The 19,938-nt window shown below is 71.8% G+C and carries 16 protein-coding genes; 7 read left to right on the top strand and 9 right to left on the bottom strand.

What is annotated here, in order from left to right:
- Window positions 1-3,526, bottom strand: a 3,526-nt coding sequence (locus HZZ10_RS15560) for an ATP-binding protein (RefSeq protein WP_179914190.1), incomplete at its 3' end; no start/stop codon positions are given.
- 220 nt (window positions 3,527-3,746) lie between these two features.
- On the opposite strand from HZZ10_RS15560, the gene HZZ10_RS15555 reads away from it, so the two are divergent.
- Entirely contained in the window at window positions 3,747-4,745 is a 999-nt protein-coding gene (locus tag HZZ10_RS15555; RefSeq protein ID WP_179914189.1) for an NAD(P)H-quinone oxidoreductase, read from the top strand.
- A gap of 253 nt (window positions 4,746-4,998) precedes the next feature.
- Complete coding sequence (locus tag HZZ10_RS15550) at window positions 4,999-5,544, top strand: proteasome activator (protein ID WP_179914188.1); 546 nt, start codon at window positions 4,999-5,001, stop codon at window positions 5,542-5,544.
- Window positions 5,545-5,664: 120 nt separating this feature from the next.
- On the opposite strand, the gene HZZ10_RS15545 is transcribed toward HZZ10_RS15550, so the two are convergent.
- The 6 genes from HZZ10_RS15545 to serS form a co-directional block, all read right to left on the bottom strand.
- Window positions 5,665-6,615 (bottom strand): carbohydrate ABC transporter permease, encoded by a 951-nt coding sequence (locus HZZ10_RS15545; protein WP_056135156.1) that lies wholly within the window; start codon window positions 6,613-6,615, stop codon window positions 5,665-5,667.
- Entirely contained in the window at window positions 6,612-7,601 is a 990-nt protein-coding gene (locus tag HZZ10_RS15540; protein ID WP_179914187.1) for a carbohydrate ABC transporter permease, read from the bottom strand. Before HZZ10_RS15540 ends, HZZ10_RS15545 begins: the two co-directional genes overlap by 4 nt.
- Before the next feature lie 110 nt (window positions 7,602-7,711).
- Complete coding sequence (locus tag HZZ10_RS15535) at window positions 7,712-9,088, bottom strand: ABC transporter substrate-binding protein (protein ID WP_179914186.1); 1,377 nt, start codon at window positions 9,086-9,088, stop codon at window positions 7,712-7,714.
- A gap of 150 nt (window positions 9,089-9,238) precedes the next feature.
- Window positions 9,239-10,306, bottom strand: coding sequence for a LacI family DNA-binding transcriptional regulator (locus tag HZZ10_RS15530; protein ID WP_056135147.1), 1,068 nt, complete (start codon window positions 10,304-10,306; stop codon window positions 9,239-9,241).
- The gene (locus HZZ10_RS15525) at window positions 10,303-11,238 is read right to left on the bottom strand and encodes an HAD family hydrolase (protein ID WP_082544100.1); all 936 of its coding nucleotides are present in this window, start codon (window positions 11,236-11,238) and stop codon (window positions 10,303-10,305) included. Before HZZ10_RS15525 ends, HZZ10_RS15530 begins: the two co-directional genes overlap by 4 nt.
- Window positions 11,235-12,518, bottom strand: a complete 1,284-nt coding sequence (gene serS, locus HZZ10_RS15520) for a serine--tRNA ligase (RefSeq protein ID WP_056135144.1) — start codon at window positions 12,516-12,518, stop codon at window positions 11,235-11,237. Before serS ends, HZZ10_RS15525 begins: the two co-directional genes overlap by 4 nt.
- A gap of 160 nt (window positions 12,519-12,678) precedes the next feature.
- On the opposite strand from serS, the gene HZZ10_RS15515 reads away from it, so the two are divergent.
- Window positions 12,679-13,047 carry a DUF2200 domain-containing protein gene (locus tag HZZ10_RS15515; RefSeq protein ID WP_179914185.1) on the top strand — a complete coding sequence of 123 codons (369 nt, stop codon included), beginning with the start codon at window positions 12,679-12,681 and terminating at the stop codon, window positions 13,045-13,047.
- Between the two features lie 6 nt (window positions 13,048-13,053).
- On the opposite strand, the gene HZZ10_RS15510 is transcribed toward HZZ10_RS15515, so the two are convergent.
- Window positions 13,054-14,523 carry a sensor histidine kinase gene (locus tag HZZ10_RS15510; RefSeq protein WP_179914184.1) on the bottom strand — a complete coding sequence of 490 codons (1,470 nt, stop codon included), beginning with the start codon at window positions 14,521-14,523 and terminating at the stop codon, window positions 13,054-13,056.
- A complete protein-coding gene (locus HZZ10_RS15505; RefSeq protein WP_179914191.1) occupies window positions 14,520-15,173 on the bottom strand; it encodes a response regulator transcription factor in 654 nt (217 codons plus the stop codon). The genes HZZ10_RS15510 and HZZ10_RS15505 overlap by 4 nt, the downstream gene beginning before the upstream one ends.
- A 95-nt stretch (window positions 15,174-15,268) precedes the next feature.
- On the opposite strand from HZZ10_RS15505, the gene HZZ10_RS15500 reads away from it, so the two are divergent.
- The 4 genes from HZZ10_RS15500 (at window position 15,269) to HZZ10_RS15485 (ending at window position 19,836) form a co-directional block, all read left to right on the top strand.
- Window positions 15,269-16,501, top strand: a complete 1,233-nt coding sequence (locus tag HZZ10_RS15500) for a LolA family protein (protein ID WP_179914183.1) — start codon at window positions 15,269-15,271, stop codon at window positions 16,499-16,501.
- Complete coding sequence (locus HZZ10_RS15495) at window positions 16,498-17,619, top strand: ABC transporter ATP-binding protein (RefSeq protein ID WP_308507599.1); 1,122 nt, start codon at window positions 16,498-16,500, stop codon at window positions 17,617-17,619. The genes HZZ10_RS15500 and HZZ10_RS15495 overlap by 4 nt, the downstream gene beginning before the upstream one ends.
- Window positions 17,606-18,514: an ABC transporter permease gene (locus HZZ10_RS15490; RefSeq protein ID WP_179914182.1), complete on the top strand. Its 909-nt coding sequence runs from the start codon at window positions 17,606-17,608 to the stop codon at window positions 18,512-18,514. The genes HZZ10_RS15495 and HZZ10_RS15490 overlap by 14 nt, the downstream gene beginning before the upstream one ends.
- 173 nt (window positions 18,515-18,687) lie before the next feature.
- Window positions 18,688-19,836, top strand: a complete 1,149-nt coding sequence (locus HZZ10_RS15485; RefSeq protein ID WP_179914181.1) for a diacylglycerol/lipid kinase family protein — start codon at window positions 18,688-18,690, stop codon at window positions 19,834-19,836.
- Window positions 19,837-19,938: the final 102 nt, after the last annotated feature.

The raw sequence follows: 19,938 nt of genomic DNA, 5'->3' as shown, positions 1-19,938 counted from the left end.
GGAAGAGGGGCTGGACGGGGGCCGCGACGGGCTCGACCGGCGCGAAGGAGGCCGGGCCTGTCCGCGTGACCGGCATGACCGGCCGCGGTGCGACGGCGGCAGGAACCTCGTCGACCTCGTCCTCACGCTTCTTCTTGCGACCGAAGAGGCTGCGACGTACGGGCGCCTCGCGCTGCTTGGTCGACCGCCGGGTCGGCGCGTCGGCGACGACGTCGGCGAAGCTCGGGAGGGCCGCTCCGGTGCCCCATGCTGCTGCGGGCTCGACGGCCGGGGCCGCCGGGGCCCGGGCTGCTGCGGCAGCAGGCGCCTGGACGACCGGGGCCTCAGCGACGACCGGCTCAGGCTCGACGACCTGCTCGGCAGGTGCAGAGAACACCGACGACGCGGGCTCAGGCTCGACCAGCGCGCGGCGGGCCGCCCGGGTCGTGAGCGCGGGCGTCGCCGCTACGGGTGCGGGTGCGGCCTCGAAGGTCTGCTCCGGCGCGGAGGGCTCCTCGGCCAGGGCTGCCGTGGGGAGCGCGCTGTACGCCGTCTCGGGCTCCCACAGGGCGGCCGGCTCGACGACGGGATCGGGCGCGACGACGGGTTCGGGCTCGAAGACCGGCTGGGGTTCGTACGCCGGCAGGGGCTCGTAGGCCGGCAGCGGCTCGAAGGCCTCGGCCGGCGCGTAGGCAGGCTCGGGCTCGAAGTCGGGGAGGGGCTGGTAGGCACCCGTCGGGTCGTAGGTCGCCGTCGGCTCGAAGGCGGCGGCAGGCTCGGAGGCCGCGGCGGGCTCGAACGCAGCGGCGGGCTCGAAGGCCTCAGCAGTCTCGTAGACAGCCGAGGGCTCGTAGGCAGCAGCAGGCTCGAACGCCTGCGACGGCTGGAAGGCCCCGGCGTGACCCGCGACGGGCTCGTCCGCAGGGAACGGCTCGTCCAGCACCACGGCCGGTGCCCACGCGTCCTCGACGGCGGGAGCCGCAGGAGCCCAGGGCTCGTCGTCAGGCTCGAGCGCCGGCACCACGAGGGAGGGTTCCTGGACGGGCGCAGGCTCCGGCGTGCGCAGCCCGAGGCTGTCGAGTGCGGAGGTGCTCCACGTCGGCTCCTGGTCGTCCTCGACGAGGGCCGGGGGCGGCGAGGTCGCACCGCGCTCGGCGGCCACGGCGTCGAGGGCCGACGCCCCGTCCTCGAGAGCGTTGAGGGTCCGGAACCTGGAGAACATGGCGCTGCGTCGTCCGCCGTCGAGCAGCGGGGCGTCCTGGACGGGCTCGAGGACCGCCGGGCCAGCAGCCGAGGCTCCGCCCGGGGACCGGCTCGGCAGCGACGGCGGGAGCGCCTCGGCGAGGGTCTGCTCGGGGGCCCAGTCGACGTCGGTCGACGCCGACAGCTCGACCTCGGGGTCCGCTGACTCGAGAGCCGGGAGCACGATCGAGTCGTCGGCCGGCGGCAGGTTCGCGGGCGCACCGGCGGCCGCGGCGTCAGGCAGCGCGGCACCGAGCGGCGTGGACGCACGACGACGAGGCATGCCGAGGGAGGTCGAGCCGTCGGTCAGCGCGTCGAGGTCGACGGGCTGGGCGGCCGGGGCGGCCTCGGGCGCGCTCCAGTCCTGGGTGGCCTGCTGCGTGGCGGGCACCAGCGGGTCCGTCGGCATCTGCAGGGGGACGTCGGACTCGTCGACGAACAGCGCGAGCGGCAGGGAGACCGTGACGACGGTCCCGGCGCTGCCGTCGACAGGGGCGCCGAAGACCACGTGCGCACCGAGCCTGTCGGCGAGGCGCCCGACCACGAAGAGCCCGAGGCGCTGGACACCGATCACGTCGGAGGGCGAGCGCGAGGCGACCTTCTCGTTCGCGGTGGCGATGTCGGCGGCGCTCATGCCGAGCCCGTGGTCGCGGACCTCGATGGTCACGAAGTGCTTGGTGCGGGTCGTGGTGACCTCGACGGCGGTGTTCGGCTCCGAGAACATCGTGGCGTTCTCGAGGAGCTCGGCGACGAGGTGCGCGGCGCTCAGCGCCGTGTGCCCGAGCATGAGCGGGTCGGACTCGAGGTTCAGGCGGACCCTGTCGTACAGCTCGATCTCGGACGAGGCGGTGCGCACCACGTCGGAGACGGGCATCGGCTGGCGGACACGGCGCCCCGAGTCGATCCCGGCGAGCACGAGCAGCGACTCGGAGTTGCGGCGCATGCGGGTCGCGAGGTGGTCGAGGCGGAACAGGTTCGCGAGGATGTTCGGGTCTTCCTCGGACCTCTCGAGGTCGTCGAGGAAGGCGAGCTGGCGGTTGAGCAGCACGTGGTCGCGGCGGGCCACGTTGACGAACATCTCGGCGATCGACCCGCGCAGCGCGGCCTGCTCACGGGCGACCTCGACGGTCGTGTGGTTGACGTCGTTGAAGGCGGCGGCGAGCTGGCCGACCTCGTCGTCGGACTCGACCGGGATCTCGGCGAGCGTGAAGTCCGGCATCTCGCCGGGGACCGCGCTCTGCTCGACGAGCTTCGGCAGCTGGTCGCGGACCTCGGTCGCGGCCTTCGTCAGGTGCTTGAGCGGCTCGGTGATGCGCCGGGCGATGAGCAGGGCGACGACGACGGAGGCGGCGACGGCGAGCATGGCCACGAGCACCGTGACGACGGCTGTCGTGCGGGCGGAGGCCGTCGACCTGGTAGCCGCGTCCGACGTGCGGGTGGCGAGGGTGTCGACGAGCGGGTCGAAGCGGTTGATCTCAGCCTGGACGGCGTCGGGCCACCGGGCCGCGAGGTCGGGCGTCACGGCGCCGAAGTCACCCGTCGCGAGGAGCCTGCGCAGACCCGCGTACTCGACGTTCGGCCGCGGGACCAGCAGTCCTTCGACGCCCAGGGCGCCGACGGCGCTGGTCGCCGTCGACCGGGCCGCGTTGGTGTCGGCCACGATCCCGGTCAGCGCGTACACACGGTTGACGGCGAGCTTGCTGCGGGAGGCGTCGACGAGCGCAGCCTGCATCAGCGGGAGCTCGGCACCGAGCTGGTCGGCGGCGTCGAGCGAGGTGACATACGCGGTGACGTCAGCCGCGAGCGGCCGGTCGGTCAGGGTCGCGGCGAGCGCGGCGAGGCCGGCGGGCAGCCCGCGGATGAGCTCCGTGTAGCTGGTCGAGAGGTCGTCGGTGTCCGCAGACCCGCGCTTCTGCTCGTCACGGATGATGACCAGCTCGAGCCTGTTCTCGCGCAGCGCCGTCTCGAGCGCCTCGCTGACCCGCGCGTCGAGCGCGCCGGTGTCGACGGCCTCGAAGGCCGTCGCGAGGTCGGCGAGGGCCGCGTCGGTGACCTTGCGGGCCGCGACGATCTTCGCGGTCGTCTCACCCCGCTCGGTGTTGACCGAGACCGTCCGCTCGTCCGACAGGGCCTGGGTCGCGGTCTCGATCGCAGGGCCGAGGTCGACGACGCCCTGCGCCTGCCCAGCGACCTTGGCGTCGTCGAAGGCGGCGAGGGAGAACATCGCGGCGGCGATGAACAGCACGAGGACAGGGACGGCGAGGGTCGCCAGGATCTTCCCTCGGACGCTCAGCTTGCGGAGCATCTGTACCCCTCCTCTTCCTCGGCTCGTGCGGTCTGGTGATCGGGTGTGCGGGGTGCGGGTCCGCCCGAGGAGACCTCGTCCGACACCCGCCGCATCGAGAGCATCGGCCCGAGCTGGCAGCACCTTGAGCGCCTTCGCGGAATTAACCCGCACGGCCCTCGTCAGGCGGCCGTGCGGCGCCGCCCGTGCCGGACCACCAGCGCGGTCGTACGCTGGGACGATGCGCGCAGTGATGATCGACGAGTTCGGCGGCCCCGAGGTACTCACCTGGCGGGAGGTCCCGACCCCCGTCCCCGCGGCGGACGAGGTGCTCGTGCGGGTCGCGGCCGCCGGGGTCAACCGGGCCGACCTCCTCCAGCGCCAGGGTCACTACCCGCCGCCCGCAGGCGCACCCGACTGGCCGGGTCTCGAGGTGTCGGGGGTCGTCGAGGCGATCGGCGACCAGGTCGCCGGGTGGCAGGTCGGCCAGCGCGTCGCGGCCCTCGTCGACGGCGGCGGCTATGCGACGCACGTGACCGTCCCGGCCACCCAGCTCTTCACGGTCCCTGCGGGCATGACCCTCGTCGAGGCCGCGTCCCTGCCCGAGGCCGTGTGCACGGTCTGGAGCAACCTGGTGAGCACGGCCCACCTGGAGGCGGGCGAGACCCTGCTCGTGCACGGCGGAGCCGGCGGAGTGGGGACCATCGCCGTCCAGGTGGCCGTCGCCCTCGGTGCCCGCGTCCTCGTGACCGCCGGCTCCCAGGACCGCGTGGACGCCTGCGTCGCGCTCGGAGCAGCGGGCGGCTTCGTCTACAAGAGGACCGACGGCTCCTCCTTCGCCGAGGCCCTGCCAGACCTCGTGCGCGAGCACACCGACGGCCGCGGCGCCGACGTCGTGCTCGACGTGGTCGGTGCGGCCTACCTCGACGCGAACCTGCGCTCCCTCGCGACGGGCGGGCGGCTCGTGGTGATCGGCATGCAGCAGGGCAGCCGGGCCGAGCTCGACCTCGGACGCCTGCTCACCTCTCGTGCGAGCGTCTCGGGCACCACGCTGCGCGCCCGTCCGCGCAGCGAGAAGGCGAGCATCGTCGAGGCGGTCCGCGAGCACGTGTGGCCGATGCTCGAAGACGGTCGGGTCCGCACCGTGGTGCACGCCGAGGTCCCGATGCAGGAAGCGTCCCGCGCGCACGAGCTCATGGACTCCGGCGCCGTGCTCGGCAAGATCCTGCTCGTCCCCTGACCGTCCGGCCGGACTCCCTGCCGTGCGCCACAGGCGCTCCCAGCAGCCGCCTGCTGCTCCCGCTGGCTCCCCGCCGTGCGCCCCGCCCGTTCTGGACGAGACTGGGAGCATGGCAGCGAACCAGAGCTCACCAGACCAGGGTGACCGGCCGGCCGGGAGTCACGGCCACGGCGGGGCGGCACCACGTGACGACAGCGCGGCGCCGAAGCCGACCGAGCCTTCCCGGGCCCACCGCGAGGCTCAGGGGCCCCAGGTGCCCCGCGACGAAGATGCCCGCGGCGTCGAGGTCCACCCGGCCCAGGCTGCCGCAGCGCCCGCAGCGCCCGCAGCCCCCGAGGACGAGGGGACCCGGACGACGGTCATCCACGAGCCCGCGAAGATCCTGCGGATCGGCGAGATGATCAAGCGCCTCCTCGAGGAGGTGCGCAGCGCACCCCTCGACGAGGCCGCCCGCGCGCGGCTGGCCGAGGTCCACGAGAGGTCCATCACCGAGCTCGAGGACGGACTCTCCCCCGACCTCGTGGCCGAGCTGCACCGCATCACGCTGCCCTTCACCGACGACGCCGTGCCCTCGGAGGCCGAGCTGCGCATCGCCCAGGCCCAGCTCGTCGGATGGCTCGAAGGCCTGTTCCACGGTCTGCAGACCGCGATGGTCGCGCAGCAGATGGCCGCCCAGGCGCAGCTCCAGCAGATGCAGGCCGGGCACCGGGTGCTCCCGCCAGGTCTTGCCGGCGAGGCCCCCCGGACAGCAGGGAGCCCGGGGCCGGACAGCCGTCCGACCCCGGGCCAGTACCTCTGACGCGCCTGCCTCGTCCCGGAGGCTCGTGCAGAGCCTCCGACGAGCCTGTGACCTGCACAGCGCGCCGTACGTCCAGAGCCATCGGGCCCGCCGCCCCTCCCCGGTGCAGCGGGCCCGCGCTCAGCCTTTGACGGACCCCGCGAGGAGTCCCCTCACAAAGTACCGCTGAAGTGCCAAGAACACGATCAGCGGGACGATCATCGACACGAATGCACCCGCTGAGAGCAGGTGCCACTGCGAGCCGCGGGTTCCCGCGAGCTCGGCGATGCGCACCGTGAGCGGGAAGGTGTTCGTGTTGCCGAAGGTCAGCGAGACGAGCAGGTCGTTCCACACCCACAAGAACTGGAAGATCGCGAACGACGCGATCGCCGGGGTGAGGAGCGGCATGAGCACCTGGAAGAAGATCTTCACGTGCCCGGCACCGTCGACCCGCGCAGCCTCGACGAGCGACGGCGGGATGTCCTTCATGAAGTTGTGGAGCAGGAAGATCGCGAGCGGCAGCGCGAAGATCGAGTGCGACAGCCAGATCGACCAGAACGAGCCGTTGACACCCCACTGGACGTACTGCGAGAGCAGCGGGATCAGGGTCACCTGGATCGGCACGACCTGGAGCGCGAAGACCGCGACGAAGAGCAGGTTGCGTCCCTTGAAGTCGATCCACGCGAAGGCGTACGACGCGAGCAGCGCGAGCGAGATCGGGATGACCACGGCCGGCAGCGTGATGACCAGGGAGTTGATGAAGAAGGTCGCGAAGTTCGTCGACGACCCGAACAGCACCTCGGAGTAGTTCTCGAGGGTGAGCTGCGGGTCGCGCCACAGCGTCCACCAGCCCGAGGTCCGGATGTCCGCCCGGGGGCGGAAGGACGTGACGAGCAGACCGAAGGTCGGGATCGTCCACAGGATCGCGAGGACGATCGCGACGAAGGACGCCCACGGGGAGGTGAGACGGCCCTTGGCGGCGATCGCGCGCTTCTCCGCGCGGCTGAGCTTCTTGACCGACACGTTGGGCGTCGACTCGTCGCCGTCCCCCTTCTTGACCAGAGGGCCGACGGGGTTCACGGGGGCGCTCATCGGATCTCCTCGGTCATGCGGAGCTGGCGGACGTTGTAGATGACCAGCGGCACCACGAGGATGAAGAGGATCACCGCGAGAGCGGCACCGAGGCCCTGGTTACGGATCACGAAGCTCTGGTTGTAGAACTCGTTCGCGACGACCGAGGTGTCGAAGTTGCCGCCGGTCATGGTCCGGACGATGTCGAAGACCTTGAGCGTGCCCATGGCGATCGTCGTGATGACGACGATGAGTGCGGGCCGGATGCTCGGGATCGTGATGTAGCGGAACATGCCGAGGCCGTGCAGGCCGTCGAGACGGGCCGCCTCGACGATGTCGTCGGGGATGGCCTTGATCGCTGCCGACAGCACGGTCATCGAGAACCCGGCCTGGATCCAGATCATCACGACGATGAGGAAGAAGGTGTTGGCGGGCGCACCGAGCAAGAACTGCTGCGGCTCGAGCCCGATCCAGACGAGCAGCTGGTTGAGCGCACCGGTCTGGTTGACGCCTGGCTGGTCAGGCTTGTACTCGTAGACGAACTTCCAGATGATGCCGGCGCCGACCATCGAGATCGACATCGGCAGGAAGACGAGGGTCTTGGCGAGGTACTCGTAGCGGGTGCGGTCGACGAGCACCGCATAGACCAGGCCGACGAGCGTCGCGACGATCGGCACGAGGATCACCCACGCGAGGGTGTTCCGCAGGACCACCTGGAACTGTTCTTCGGTGAAGGCGGCGATGTAGTTGTCGAGACCGACGAACTCGGCGCCGTTCCTGTTGAACAGCGAGCCCCAGATGGTCCGGATCCCGGGGTACACCAGGCCGAAGCCGAGACCCAGGACTGCCGGGCCGAGGAACCCGACGGTGACGACCCACCCGGGGAGCTTCTTGGGGCGGTCGACCGCGAAGAGGATCGCCCCCATGACGACGACGAAGAGGACGATGGCGATCGCCATGAGCGCCAGCTTGTGCGGCGTCGACTCCGCGTTGATGAACCAGTCCATGCTCTACCTCCACGCCGGGGGGGACTGCGTGGGCCGCACTGCCCAGGCAGGTCCGACGCCGTCCGAGACCGGGAGGTCTCGGACGGCGTCGGACGTCGATCAGTCGAGCGTCAGCTCGCGGGCCAGGCCGCGTCGATGTTGGAGAGGACCTCTTCGTCAGAGATGTCAGAGACGAACCAGTCCGTCATCTGCTTCCAGAACGCACCCGTCCCGACCTCGCCCGGCATCATGTCCGAGCCGTCGAAGCGGAAGGTGTAGCTCTCGTCCGTGAGCAGGTCGTAGGAGAGCTTGTCGATCGGCGACTGCAGGAGCGAGCCGTCGAAGCCGGTGTTGGCGGAGATCCAGCCCTGGCCGGTCACCTGAGCCTTGGCGTCAGCCCACTGCGGGCTGGACAGGTAGGCGTGGAAGGCCTGGACCTCGGGGCGGTCGCTGAAGGCGGTGACGAACTCACCACCACCGAGCAGCGGCTTCTCGTCGGCGGTCTTGCCCGGGAGGTAGAAGGCGAAGACGTCGCCGTCCTCGCTCACGTCGAGCGACTCGTCCCAGTTGGCCTGGTAGAAGTTCGCCGCGCGGTGCAGCGAGCAGGTGCCGTCGGGGATGCCGTTGCCGGCCTCGTTCCACGGCGCTGCGGCGATCGAGCGGACGTCGCCCAGGCCACCGTTGACGTAGTCCGGGTTCTTGAGGATGTCGCCGGCTGCGCCGAGCGCCTCGACGATCGCGGGGTCGTCGAAGGGGATCTCGTGGGTGACCCACTGGTCGTAGACCTCAGGTCCGGCCGTGCGCAGGACCATGTCCTCGAGGAAGTCGGTAGCCGGCCAGCCCGTCGCGTCACCAGACTCGATGCCTGCGCACCACGGGATCTTGCCCTCGGCGGAGATCTTCTCCGTGAGCTCCATGAGCTCGTCGAGGGTCGTGGGGATCTCGTAGCCGTTGTCCGCGAACTCGGTCGGCGAGTACCAGACGAAGGACTTCACGTTGGCGCCGAGCGGGGTCGCGTAGAGGGTGCCGTCGACCGAGCCGTAGTTGACCCAGTCCTCGGTGTAGAACTCGTTCGCGTTGTCGATGACGGCCTGCGGGGCCGGCATCACGGCGTCGGGGAAGTCCGCGACGAGCGACTTGAGGAAGCCCGGCTGCGGGATGTACGCGATGTCGGGGGCGTTGCCGGCGGTCAGACGCACGGGGAGCTGCGCCTCGAACTCGCGGGAGCCCTCGTAGGCGATCTCGACGCCCGTGCACTCGGTGAAGGGCTTGTAGGAGTCTTCCTGCTCCTGCGACTCCGGGTCGACGATCGAGGTGTAGACCGAGACGGTCTTGCCCTCGAGGTCCCCGAACTCGTCGGTGTACTGGGTGTAGTCCGCACAGTCGACGTCGGCCGAGGGAGCGTCGTCGCCGCCACCGCCGTCGCTGTCCGAGCACCCTGCGAGCACGAGAGCGACGCTCGCTCCGGCCGCGACAGCCGCGAAACTGCGGCGCTTCAGTGTTCTCATCGTTTGCGCTTCCTCACATCGTCGTGACGGATGGTCCCCCGGGAGGCGCAGGACTCAGATGGCCACTGCTGTGGGACCGCTCAGAGCAATGCAAGCGCTTGCATGGCCCGAGCGCAACCGCTCGCACCCTCTTGCGAGGTCACAGTTGCGTCACGTCTTCCGAGGTGAGGCGGTTGACGACCGGGTGACGAGGTGTGTCGCGTGCAGCACCTGGAGGGCTCCTGACACCCGCTCCGCCCCGGGCGTCGCCCACAGCGCGATGTCCGCGAGCAGCAGCCGGGCCGCCTCGGCTCCCTGCCGTGCAGGGTCCTGCGCGACGGTCGTCAGGCCCACGAGCTCGCCGAGGTCGTGACCGTCGATGCCGATGACCGACAGCTGCCCCGGGACGTCGAGACCGCGCTCGCGCGCGGCCAGCACAGCTCCCATCGCCATCTCGTCCGAGGCCGCGAAGAGCGCGGTGATCTCGGGGTGGGTGTCGAGCAGCCTGTGGGCCGCCTCGCGCCCGCCGTTGACGTCGAAGGCGCCGTCGACGGCCCACCCGGGCTCGGCCGCGACGCACGCGTCCTCGAGGGCCACGCGCCAGGCGGCGTGCCGGGCCACGGGCGGGGACCACGAGTGGTCGACCCCTGCCGGTCCCGTGATGTGGCCGATCCGGCGGTGGCCCAGCCCCAGCAGGTGCTCGGTCGCGCAGCGCCCGGCCGCGTCGTCGTCGAGGCGGACCGTCACGTGGTCGTCGCGCCCTGTCCCGATGAAGGCGAGAGGCAGGTCGAGGGCCTCGAGCGACGTGACCTCTTCCTTGCTGAGCGGCATGCCGACCACGAGGATCCCGTCGACCCTGCGGCGCAGCACGCTCGGGTCGACCCGCGGCCTAGACTGGTCGCGCGAGAGGTCGAAGGTGTAGAGCAGCGCGTCGAAGCCCACCTCGCGCAGGGCACGCTCGGCCCCGTCGATCGCGTGCGCGTAGAACCAGCGGTCGACCCACGGGGTGAGCAGACCGATGGTGCGGGTGCGCCCGGAGGCCAGGCTGGCGGCCGAGGGGGACGCGACATAGCCGAGCCGCCGCGCGACAGCCTCGATGCGCTCGCGCGTCGCCGCCGACACGCTGGTCATCCCGCGGAGCGCGCGGGAGACCGTCGCCGTCGAGACGCCGGCTGCTCGTGCGACGTCGTCCATGCTCACCACAGCGCCGGGGCGAGGGACCGTCGGAGAGGTGCTCACGGCACGGCCTGGTCCCGTCCCTGGTCGAGGATGCTGCGGAGCACGGGGACCGCGCCGTCGTCGACGATCGACAGCGTGACCTCGTCGGCCGCCGCGATCACCGAGGCGTCGGCGTGGCCCATCGCGACGCCGCGCGCCGCCCAGCCGAGCATCTCGAGGTCGTTCTCCCCGTCCCCGATCGCGACGGTGCGATCAGCGGGGACCGAGCAGAGCGTCCGCAGGCGCTCGAGCGCCGACGCCTTGGTGACCCCGCGCGGTGCGACGTCCATCCAGCGCGTGGCGGAGATGAAGAACGACGTCGCGACCAGGCCGAGCGCGTCGACGCGCTGCTCGAGCTCGCGCGTCGGGGTGCTCGCCTCGGAGACGACCACACGGATCGCGTCACGACCGCTCAGGTCGTCGAGGGTGACCACGGTGCTCGGCCCGTGGGTCCCGTGCGCGGGGAAGCCGTCGGTCACCCAGAACCCGACGCCGACCTCTTCGATCGCGATGTGGGCCGACGGCATGTGCTCGGCCATCACGGCGAGGGCCGGGCGGGGGTCGAAGCGGACGACCTCCTCGACCACGTAGCCCTCCGGCAGGCTCGGGTCGAGGCGCGCGGTGACCGAGCCGTTCGACGAGACCACCCAGCCGGAGTCGATCCCGAGCTCACGGGCCACGGGCAGCGCACCGACGAGGGGGCGACCCGTCGCGATGACCACCTCGTGACCGGCGTCGCGGAGCGCGGCGATCGACTCGCGGACCTCGTCAGAGATGAACTCGTCGAAAGACATGAGCGTGCCGTCGACGTCGAGGGCGACGAGGTACGCCCCGTCGGCCGCACGCCGGGCGACCTCGGCGGCGGCCTGCGCCGTGAGCGCCTCGGTGGCGGGCGCCCCGGGCGACAGCACGGGGCTGCCGCCGACGGGGGCACCACCGAGGTCGAGCGTCATGCCGAGACCGGCTCGAGGACCTCGAGCCCGCCGAGGTAGGGCCGCAGGCCCTCGGGGACACGGACCGAGCCGTCGGCCTGCTGGTGGTTCTCGAGGATCGCGACGATCCAGCGTGTGGTGCCGAGCGTCCCGTTGAGGGTCGCGACGGGGCGGGTGTCGCCCGCGGCCGTGCGCTCACGGATGCCCAGGCGACGCGCCTGGAAGGTGGTGCAGTTGGACGTCGAGGTGAGCTCGAGGAACCTGTTCTGCGTCGGGAGCCACGCCTCGCAGTCGAACTTGCGGGCGGCGCTCGACCCGAGGTCGCCGGCTGCGGTGTCGATCACGCGGTACGGGAGCTCGGCCTTGGCGAGCATCTGCTCCTCCCAGGCGAGCAGGCGCTCGTGCTCCGCAGCAGCCTCCTCGACGGGGACGTAGCTGAACATCTCGACCTTGTGGAACTGGTGCACGCGGATGATCCCGCGGGTGTCCTTGCCGTAGGAGCCTGCCTCGCGGCGGTAGCAGGCGCTCCAGCCCGCGTAGCGCTGAGGGCCCGCGGTGAGGTCGAGGATCTCGTCGGAGTGGTAGCCCGCGAGCGCCACCTCGCTCGTGCCGGTGAGGTAGAGGTCGTCGGCCTCGAGGCGGTAGATCTCGTCCGCGTGGGCGCCGAGGAACCCCGTGCCGGCCATGATCTCGGGCTTGACGAGGGTCGGGGTGATCATCGGCGTGAACCCTGCGGCGTAGGCCTGGTCCATCGCGGCGTTGAGCAGCGCGAGCTCGAGGCGCGCGCCGATGCCTGTGAGGTAGTAGAAGCGGGCACCCGAGACCTTCGCGCCGCGCTCGGTGTCGATCGCCTTGAGGCGCTCGCCGAGGTCGAGGTGGTCGCGCGGCACGAAGTCGGCGCCGTACTCGGCCTGGAAGTCGCGGATCGTGCCCTCGGTGCGGAGCACGACGTAGTCGTCCTCGCCGCCGGCCGGGGCACCCTCGACGATGTTGGCGATGCGGCGGCTGAGCTCGGTCAGCGTCTTGTCGGCCTCGTCGGCCTCGGCCTGGAGGGCCTTGACCTGCTCCGAGATCGTCTTGGTGCGGGCGAGCAGCGCCGTGCGCTCGTCGCCCTGCGCCTTGGCGACGTCCTTGCCGAGAGACTTCTGCTCGGCGCGCAGCTGCTCGAACTCCGTCAGCGCGGCGCGGCGCCGGGAGTCGGCGTCGAGCACCTGGTCGACGAGGGCAGGGTCGTCACCTCGGGCCACCTGGCTTGCACGGACGAGGTCAGGGTTGTCGCGAACCACTCGCAGATCGATCACCCGGACAGCCTAGCGACCGATGCTCCGTGCTGCGCGCACGGCCCGGCGGCGGGGCCGTGCGGTGAGTGGGCCGGAGGTGCCAGACTCGTGCTGGACAGGTACCTGAGCCGGGTGCGTGTCGGGGCACCGCTCGACCGGCGGGCGCACGAGGAGGCAGCACATGGCAGGGCACAGGATCTTCAGCACGAGCTTCGCGAGCATCTACCCGCTCTACGTGACCAAGGTGGAGCGCAAGGGCCACACCCGCGAGGAGGTCGACACGGTCATCCGCTGGCTGACGGGCTACGACGACACTGGGCTCGCCGAGGTCGTCGCCGACGGGTCGGACATGGAGACCTTCTTCGCGCGGGCACCACGCATGAACCCTGACGCCTCGCTCATCACGGGGGTGATCTGCGGGCTGCGGGTCGAAGACGTCGAAGACCCGCTGATGCAGCAGATCCGCTGGATGGACAAGCTGGTCGACGAGGTCGCCCGCGGCAAGAAGATGACGTCGATCCTGCGGGGCAGCGGGACCGCGAGCGTCTGAGCGGCCTCAGGCCTCGTGCGGCAGCGAGACCGTGGCGCGTACCCCGCCGCCCGGAGCCTCGTCGAGACGGACGTCCCCTCCGAGCTCACGGGTCACCTCCCGCGCGATCGACAGCCCCAGGCCCGAGCCTCCGGCGTCTCGCTGGCGTCCGTCCTCGAGCCGTGTGAAGCGCTCGAAGACCCGTTCGCGGTCGCCTGCGGCGATCCCCGGCCCGTCGTCGACGACGACGACCTCCCCGTCGGAGACGTGGACCAGCACGCGCGTCGAGGCGTGCCGGAGAGCGTTGTCGACCAGGTTGCGGACGACCCTCCCGGAGGCCGACGGGTCTGTCGCCGCTGTCCCTGCGCCAGTGGTCTCGACCCGGGGCACCGGGGACCCTGCGGGTCTAGACGCCCCGGCGGCGAGCACGCTGCCCGGGACGACGCCGTCGACGAGCTCGCGCAGGTCGACCGGCTCCCGCCGTGAGGTCGTGGCACCGAGCCGAGCGAGCACGAGGAGGTCGTCGACGAGCCTGTCGAGCCGCTGCACCTCCGAGGCGAGGTCGTCGGCGAGCTCGGCGGCCGTGTAGGCCTCCGGGTGCTCCTGCGCGATCTCGACGCTGACCCGCAGCGCGGCGACGGGTGACCTCAGCTCGTGCGCGGCGTCGGCGACGAAGGCGCGCTGGCGGGCGGCCGAGGACTCGAGCCTGTCGAGCATGTCGTTGAGCGTGCGGGCGAGCGCCCCGAGCTCGTCTCCCCCGGCTCCCGGGACGGGCAGGGAGCCCGGACCGCCGCGGGCCGTGACGAGCTCGGCTCCGCGCCGGAGCTCTTCGACAGGGCGCAGGGCTCGTCCGAGCAGCGCCCAGACGAGCCCCCCGAGGGCCACGGTGAGGAGCGGGACGACGGCGCCGAGCGAGACGCGCAGCGCGGAGACCACCCCCTCGACCTCCCGCAGCGGCAGGGCGCTGACCGCCCAGGCGGGCTCCCCGCGCCACTCGACGGGCAGCACCGCGGCGCGGACCAGCCCACCGGCGTAGGCGCTGCGGTCCGTCGTCACGAACACCGGCTCGGCCAGTCTGCTGCTGTCCTGGGCAGGGGTGTCGGCCGCCGGGCGCTCGGCGTCGTCGAGCACCGAGCCCGGGACGACGGCGAGCGTGCGGCTGCCGCTCGCCGAGGTCGCGAGCACGAGGCCGTCGGCGTCGAGCAGCTGGGTGACCTCGCCCGGCTCGGTCGCGGGCAGGACCGCGGGCAGCTGGTCGCTCGTGGCGAGCTGCCCGACTGTCGTCACGCTCGCCCGCACGAGCTCGTCGAGGGCGGCGACGCGGCTGCTCGAGACGACCATCGACAGGAGGGTCGCGCCGAGCGCGAGTGCCACCGCGAAGAGGCCCGCCGCGACGATCGTCAGCCGCAGGCGCAGCGACCACGACGACCACGGCCGCACCCCTGTGCGTCCGTCTCCCCGGAAGATCCTGCGGCGGCCCGCTGGTCCCGGGGTCATCCGTCGACGCGGTAGCCGGCGCCGCGGACCGTGGCCACGACGTCGCGGCCGAGCTTGCGGCGCAGGTACCCGACGTACACCTCGACGACGTTGAGGTCTTCGCCGTCGCCGTCCCAGACGTGGTCGCGGAGCTCGACCTTGCCGACCACCTGCCCGGGCCGTCGCATCAGGTACTCGAGCAGGGCGAACTCGCGCGCCGTGACCTGGACGGGCGTACCGCGGCGGGTGACCACGTGGCTCGCCGGGTCGAGGCTGACCTCCCCCGCGACGAGGACGACTGGCCGTGGGACGGCGCCACGCCGCAGCAGCGCCCGCAGCCTCGCGACCAGCACGACGAAGGCGAACGGCTTGGTGAGGTAGTCGTCTGCGCCGACGTCGAGGCCGTCGGCCACGTCGTGGTCCCCGTCCTTGGCGCTCAGCAGCAGGACCGGTGTCCAGACCTCTTCGGCACGCAGCGTCTGGAGCACGTCGTAGCCGGAGCGCACGGGGAGCATGATGTCGAGGACGACGGCGTCGTAGGCACCCTCGCGGGCCAGGTCGAGGCCGGTCTGACCGTCGTGAGCGACGTCGACCGCGAAGCCCTCGGCGGTGAGCCCACGGGTCAGGGCGCGGCTCATCACGACCTCGTCGTCGACCACCAGGATGCGCATGCCGACCAGCATGGCAGCCGCGGCGCAGACGTGCGTCACGTCGTCCACAGAGCCTCTCAGCGTCCCCACAGCAACGCTCCGGCAGAGTGTGGTCCATGGCTACTCGACGTGCACTCTCGAACCGCGCCCGCTGGGGCGTCCCTGTGGTGACCGCGGCTGTCGTCGCGGGCGCCTTCACGCTCCCGTCGGCGCTCGCGTCGACCGACACCCCCGACCTCGGCGAGATCACCGCAGCCGAGCTGGTCGACAGGATCGCCTCGGCCGAGCCTGTCCCGGTCTCGGGCACAGTCGTCATGACGACCCGCCTCGGCCTCCCCGACCTCAACCTCGCGCAGGTGCAGGGCGCCGGGCCGCTCGACCTGCTCGGCGGCTCCTCGACCGTGCGGGTCTGGAGCGACGGCGAGGGCAAGGCTCGGTCGTCCCTCCTCGGCGACCTCTCCGAGTACACGGTCGTCACCGACGGCGGGTCCGCGTGGACCTACTCGAGCAGCGACGACGAGGCCGTCCACTACGCCGTCGCCCCCGAGGACCAGGCTGCCCTCGACGAGCTGAGCGCCTCCGTCAAGGACCTCGACCCGGCCGTCGTCGGCGACCTGCCCACTCCGCAGGCCGTCGCCGAGCAGGCGCTCGCCGCCGCAGACGAGACCTCCGAGGTGACCGTCGGTCCCGCGACCCAGGTCGCCGGGCGGGACGCCTACCAGATCGGTCTCACCCCCGACACCGACGGCACCCTGGTCGGCAGGGTCCTGCTCGCCGTCGACGCCGAGACCTCCGTCCCGCTCCGTGCCCAGGTGTGGAGCACCCAGGACACAGTGACACCGGCCGTCGAGATCGCCTTCACCGACGTCTCCTTCGACGCCGTCGACCCGACGGTCTTCGACTTCACCCCGCCGCCCGGGGCGACCACCCGCGACGTCGTGGTCCCGCTGCCCGAGGCGCTCCCCGAGCCCGGCTCGAAGACCGTCCCCGAAGGAGCGCCCGGCACCCGGGTCATCGGCACAGGCTGGGAATCCGTCGTCGAGCTGACCGACGTCGACCTCGCGACACTGCTGTCCGGCGACGTCCCTGAAGAAGAGCTGCGCTCAGGCCTCGAGGGCACCTTCGGGTCGGAGAGCACCGACGAGCTGATGACCGACCTCCTCGGCGACTCGAGCGACCGTGCTGACATGACGACGCTCGACCCGCAGGCGCTGCTCGACCAGCTGACGACCGACGTCCCTGAGGGCCAGCTCATCACCTCGTCTCTCCTCACCGTCCTGCTGACCGACGACGGCCGCATCTACGCCGGCGCGGTCCCGGCCGAGACTCTCCAGGCCCTGGCCCGGTGACAGCTCCCGCCTCCGGCGAGACGGCGATGCCGGCACCGACGACCGCCCCCTCGGCGTCGGTGCCGGCATCTGCCGTGCCCCAGCCCGGCCTCCCGACAGCCCGGACCTCCCCCACAGGCAACCTCCACGGTCGTCGCAGCGACGACGCACCTGCTGCGGGCGCCGGGCAGGGGAGCCAGACCGACCTCGCGATCCGCACCCACGACCTCACCAAGCAGTTCCGGTCCGGGCAGGTCGCCGTCTCGAAGGTGAACATCGAGGTGCCTCGCGGGGCCGTGTACGGCTTCCTCGGCCCCAACGGCTCCGGCAAGACCACCACCATCCGGATGCTCCTCGGCCTCGTCGGACCCTCCGACGGCTACGCCGAGCTGCTCGGGGAGCGCATGCCGACCGCGAGCGCGACGGTCCTGCCCCGCGTCGGAGCGCTGGTCGAGGGTCCGGCCTTCCACCCGTACCTCAGCGGCCGCGCGAACCTCGAGCGCCTCGACGCGGCCGACGGGACGACCCGCAGGTCCACCCGGAAGGCGCGCATCGACGCGGCGCTCGCGCGCCTGGGTCTCGGTGCGGCCGCCGCCAAGCCGTACAGGCAGTACTCACTCGGCATGAAGCAGCGCCTCGGCCTGGCCGCAGCGCTCTTGCGTCCCCGGGACCTGCTGATCCTCGACGAGCCCACCAACGGGCTCGACCCGCAGGGCACCCGTGAGGTGCGGCACCTCGTCCGTGAGCTCGCCGACGCCGGGACAACCGTCCTGGTGTCCTCGCACCTGCTGACCGAGATCGAGCAGGTCTGCACGCACATCGGGATCATGAGCCGGGGCAACCTCGTGCTCCAGGGTCCGCGCGAGACCGTGACTGAGGCTCACGAGACCGTCGTGGTCGTCACGACCTCCCCCGACCACCGCGGGTCCGCCGTCGAGGTGCTCACGGGCCTCGGGCTCACCGCCCCCGAGGTCGCCGGCACCACGATCACCGCCGCCCTGGGCGACGTCCCACCCGAGCGGGTCTCCGTCGCGCTCGTCCACGCAGGGGTCGACCTCCTCGGCCTCGAGGTCCACCGCCCGAGCCTCGAGAGCGTCTTCGTGCGCCTCACCGGAGAGGGATTCGATGTCGCCCGCTGACACGCTCGCCGCAGACCGCCCCAGGGCCGCCCGCCCCGTCGAGCACGACGACGCCGCCTCGACGGCTCAGCGTCGCGGCGCGACGGGTCGCCTGCTCCGCAGCGAGCTGAGGCTCGTCTTCGGTCGCAAGCGGAACCTGGTCCTGCTGGCCGGCCTGGGGCTCATCCCCATCATCATCGGCGTGGTCGTCCTCATCACGCAGGACACCGCGATCGCCGGGCAGGGCCCACCCTTCTTGCAGAAGATCACGAGCAACGGGCTCTTCCTCGTCCTCACCTCGCTCTTCAGCTGCCTGCCGCTGCTGCTGCCGCTGACCGTCGCGATCGTCTCGGGCGACGCGATCGCGGGAGAGGCCCAGGCGGGGACGCTGCGCTACCTGCTGGTCACGCCCGTGCCCAGGACGCGGATGCTCCTGGTCAAGGCCGTCGGAGGTCTGACCTTCGCCGCAGCCGCTGTCCTGACCATCGCGGTCGTGGGCCTCGTCGTGGGGGGCATCTTCTTCGGCTTCGGCGACGTCACACTGCTCTCCGGGGACAGGGTCTCGACGGCCGACGGACTCCTGCGCACCCTCGGGATCACCGCCTACGTGATCCTCTCCCTCACCGGGCTCGTCGCCGTCGGGCTCTTCTTCTCGACCCTCACCGAGGTGCCTGTGGCGGCGATGGCCGCGACCATCGTGGTGCCCGTGGTCAGCACGGTCCTCAGCGCGCTGCCCCAGCTCACGGCCATCCACGGTGGCCTGCTGACCTTCCACTGGCTCGACTTCGGGGAGTTCATGCGTCTGGACGTCGACTACTCGACGCTCGGACAGGGGTTGGCTGTGCAAGCCGCGTGGGTCGCGATCTTCGGGACCCTCGCCTGGAGCAGGTTCACCACGGCCGACGTCACCTCCTGAGCCGCCGGCTCGACCAGGTCCGCGGGCGGGCCGGCAGCGGGAGGGCGACCGGCCACGGACCGCTGCGCCCGCGACCTGGTCCGGCTGCTGCGGTGCGGCGTCCGCGGGGCAGCGTGGTGAGAACCACCCTGCCCTGCAGCGCCGACTCGGGCCCCAGGGCCTAGTTTGGTCCCATGACACTCGAAGCGTGGCTGCTGATCGCAGCGATCGTCGTCTCACTGACGGCCATCACCCTCGCGGTCCTCGTCCTGCGGTCCCAGCGCACGCTCGCCCGCACCGCAGCGGCAGCACCGGCAGCGCCGGTCGACGAGGCGCCCGCAGACGACGCGCCTCGCGGACCTCTCCTCGCCTTCGTGGCGAACCCCTCGAAGAACGGTGCCGAGCAGCTCAAGGCCGCGCTCATGTCGCGCTGCACGGCCGAGGGGCTGCCCGACCCGATCTGGGTCGAGACCACCGTCGAAGACCCGGGCCTCGGCCAGACCCGTGAAGCCCTCGAGCGCGGTGCCGACGTCGTCGTGGCCGTCGGCGGCGACGGCACGGTCCGCGCCGTCGCCCAGGGCATGGCCGACTCCGGCAAGCCCATGGCGCTGCTGCCCCTCGGCACGGGCAACCTCCTCGCCCGCAACCTCGACATCTCGGTCACCGACCGCGACGACGCCTTCGACATCGTGCTGCACGGGGTCGACCGTCGGATCGACGTCGGCTGGCTCACGGTCGACCAGCCTGCGGACCCCCGCGAGAAGGACACCGAGGGCAACGGTCCCGCAGACACCGGGACGCACATCTTCCTCGTCATCGCCGGGCTCGGCTTCGACGCCGCGATGGTCGCCGACGCCGACGACACCCTCAAGTCCAAGGTCGGCTGGATCGCGTACTTCGTCGCCGGGGTCAAGCACCTGCACGGGCGCCGCACCGAGATGACCATCACCCTCGACGACCGCGAGCCCATCACCACCCGGCTGCGCACGCTCATGGTCGGCAACTGCGGCCGCCTGCCGGGCGGCATCACGCTCATCCCCGACGCGATCATCGACGACGGCATCCACGACATCGCCGCGATCGACACCCGGGGCGGCCTCATGGGCTGGGTCCAGCTCTTCGGGGAGGTCGTCATGCAGGGCTTCGGCGTCTCGAACGACCTGCCCAACAAGATCGGCCGCATCGACCACACCCGCGCCAAGGTCGTGCACCTCGAGGTCCCCGAGGGTGAGCAGGTCCAGGTCGACGGCGACGTCCTGGGACGCGCCCGCGCCGTGAGCACCCGGGTCGACCCCGGTGCGCTGCTCGTCCGCGCCCCGGCACCGAGCCTCTCCCCCCGGTAGCCGTCAGCGCGACCACCATCCGTCAGGTGGCTCGTCTCCGGGCGCACCCACGGTCCAGGAGCGACGGCTGCGCCGGTCGGTCTGACCGGGCTCTGCACCCGA

The sequence above is a fragment of the Sanguibacter inulinus genome (assembly GCF_013415325.1).
In the GTDB taxonomy this organism is placed as follows: Bacteria; Actinomycetota; Actinomycetes; order Actinomycetales; family Cellulomonadaceae; genus Sanguibacter; species Sanguibacter inulinus.
The sequence above is the reverse complement of the archived record's forward strand: the minus strand, read 5'-3'. Positions and strand labels throughout refer to the sequence as shown.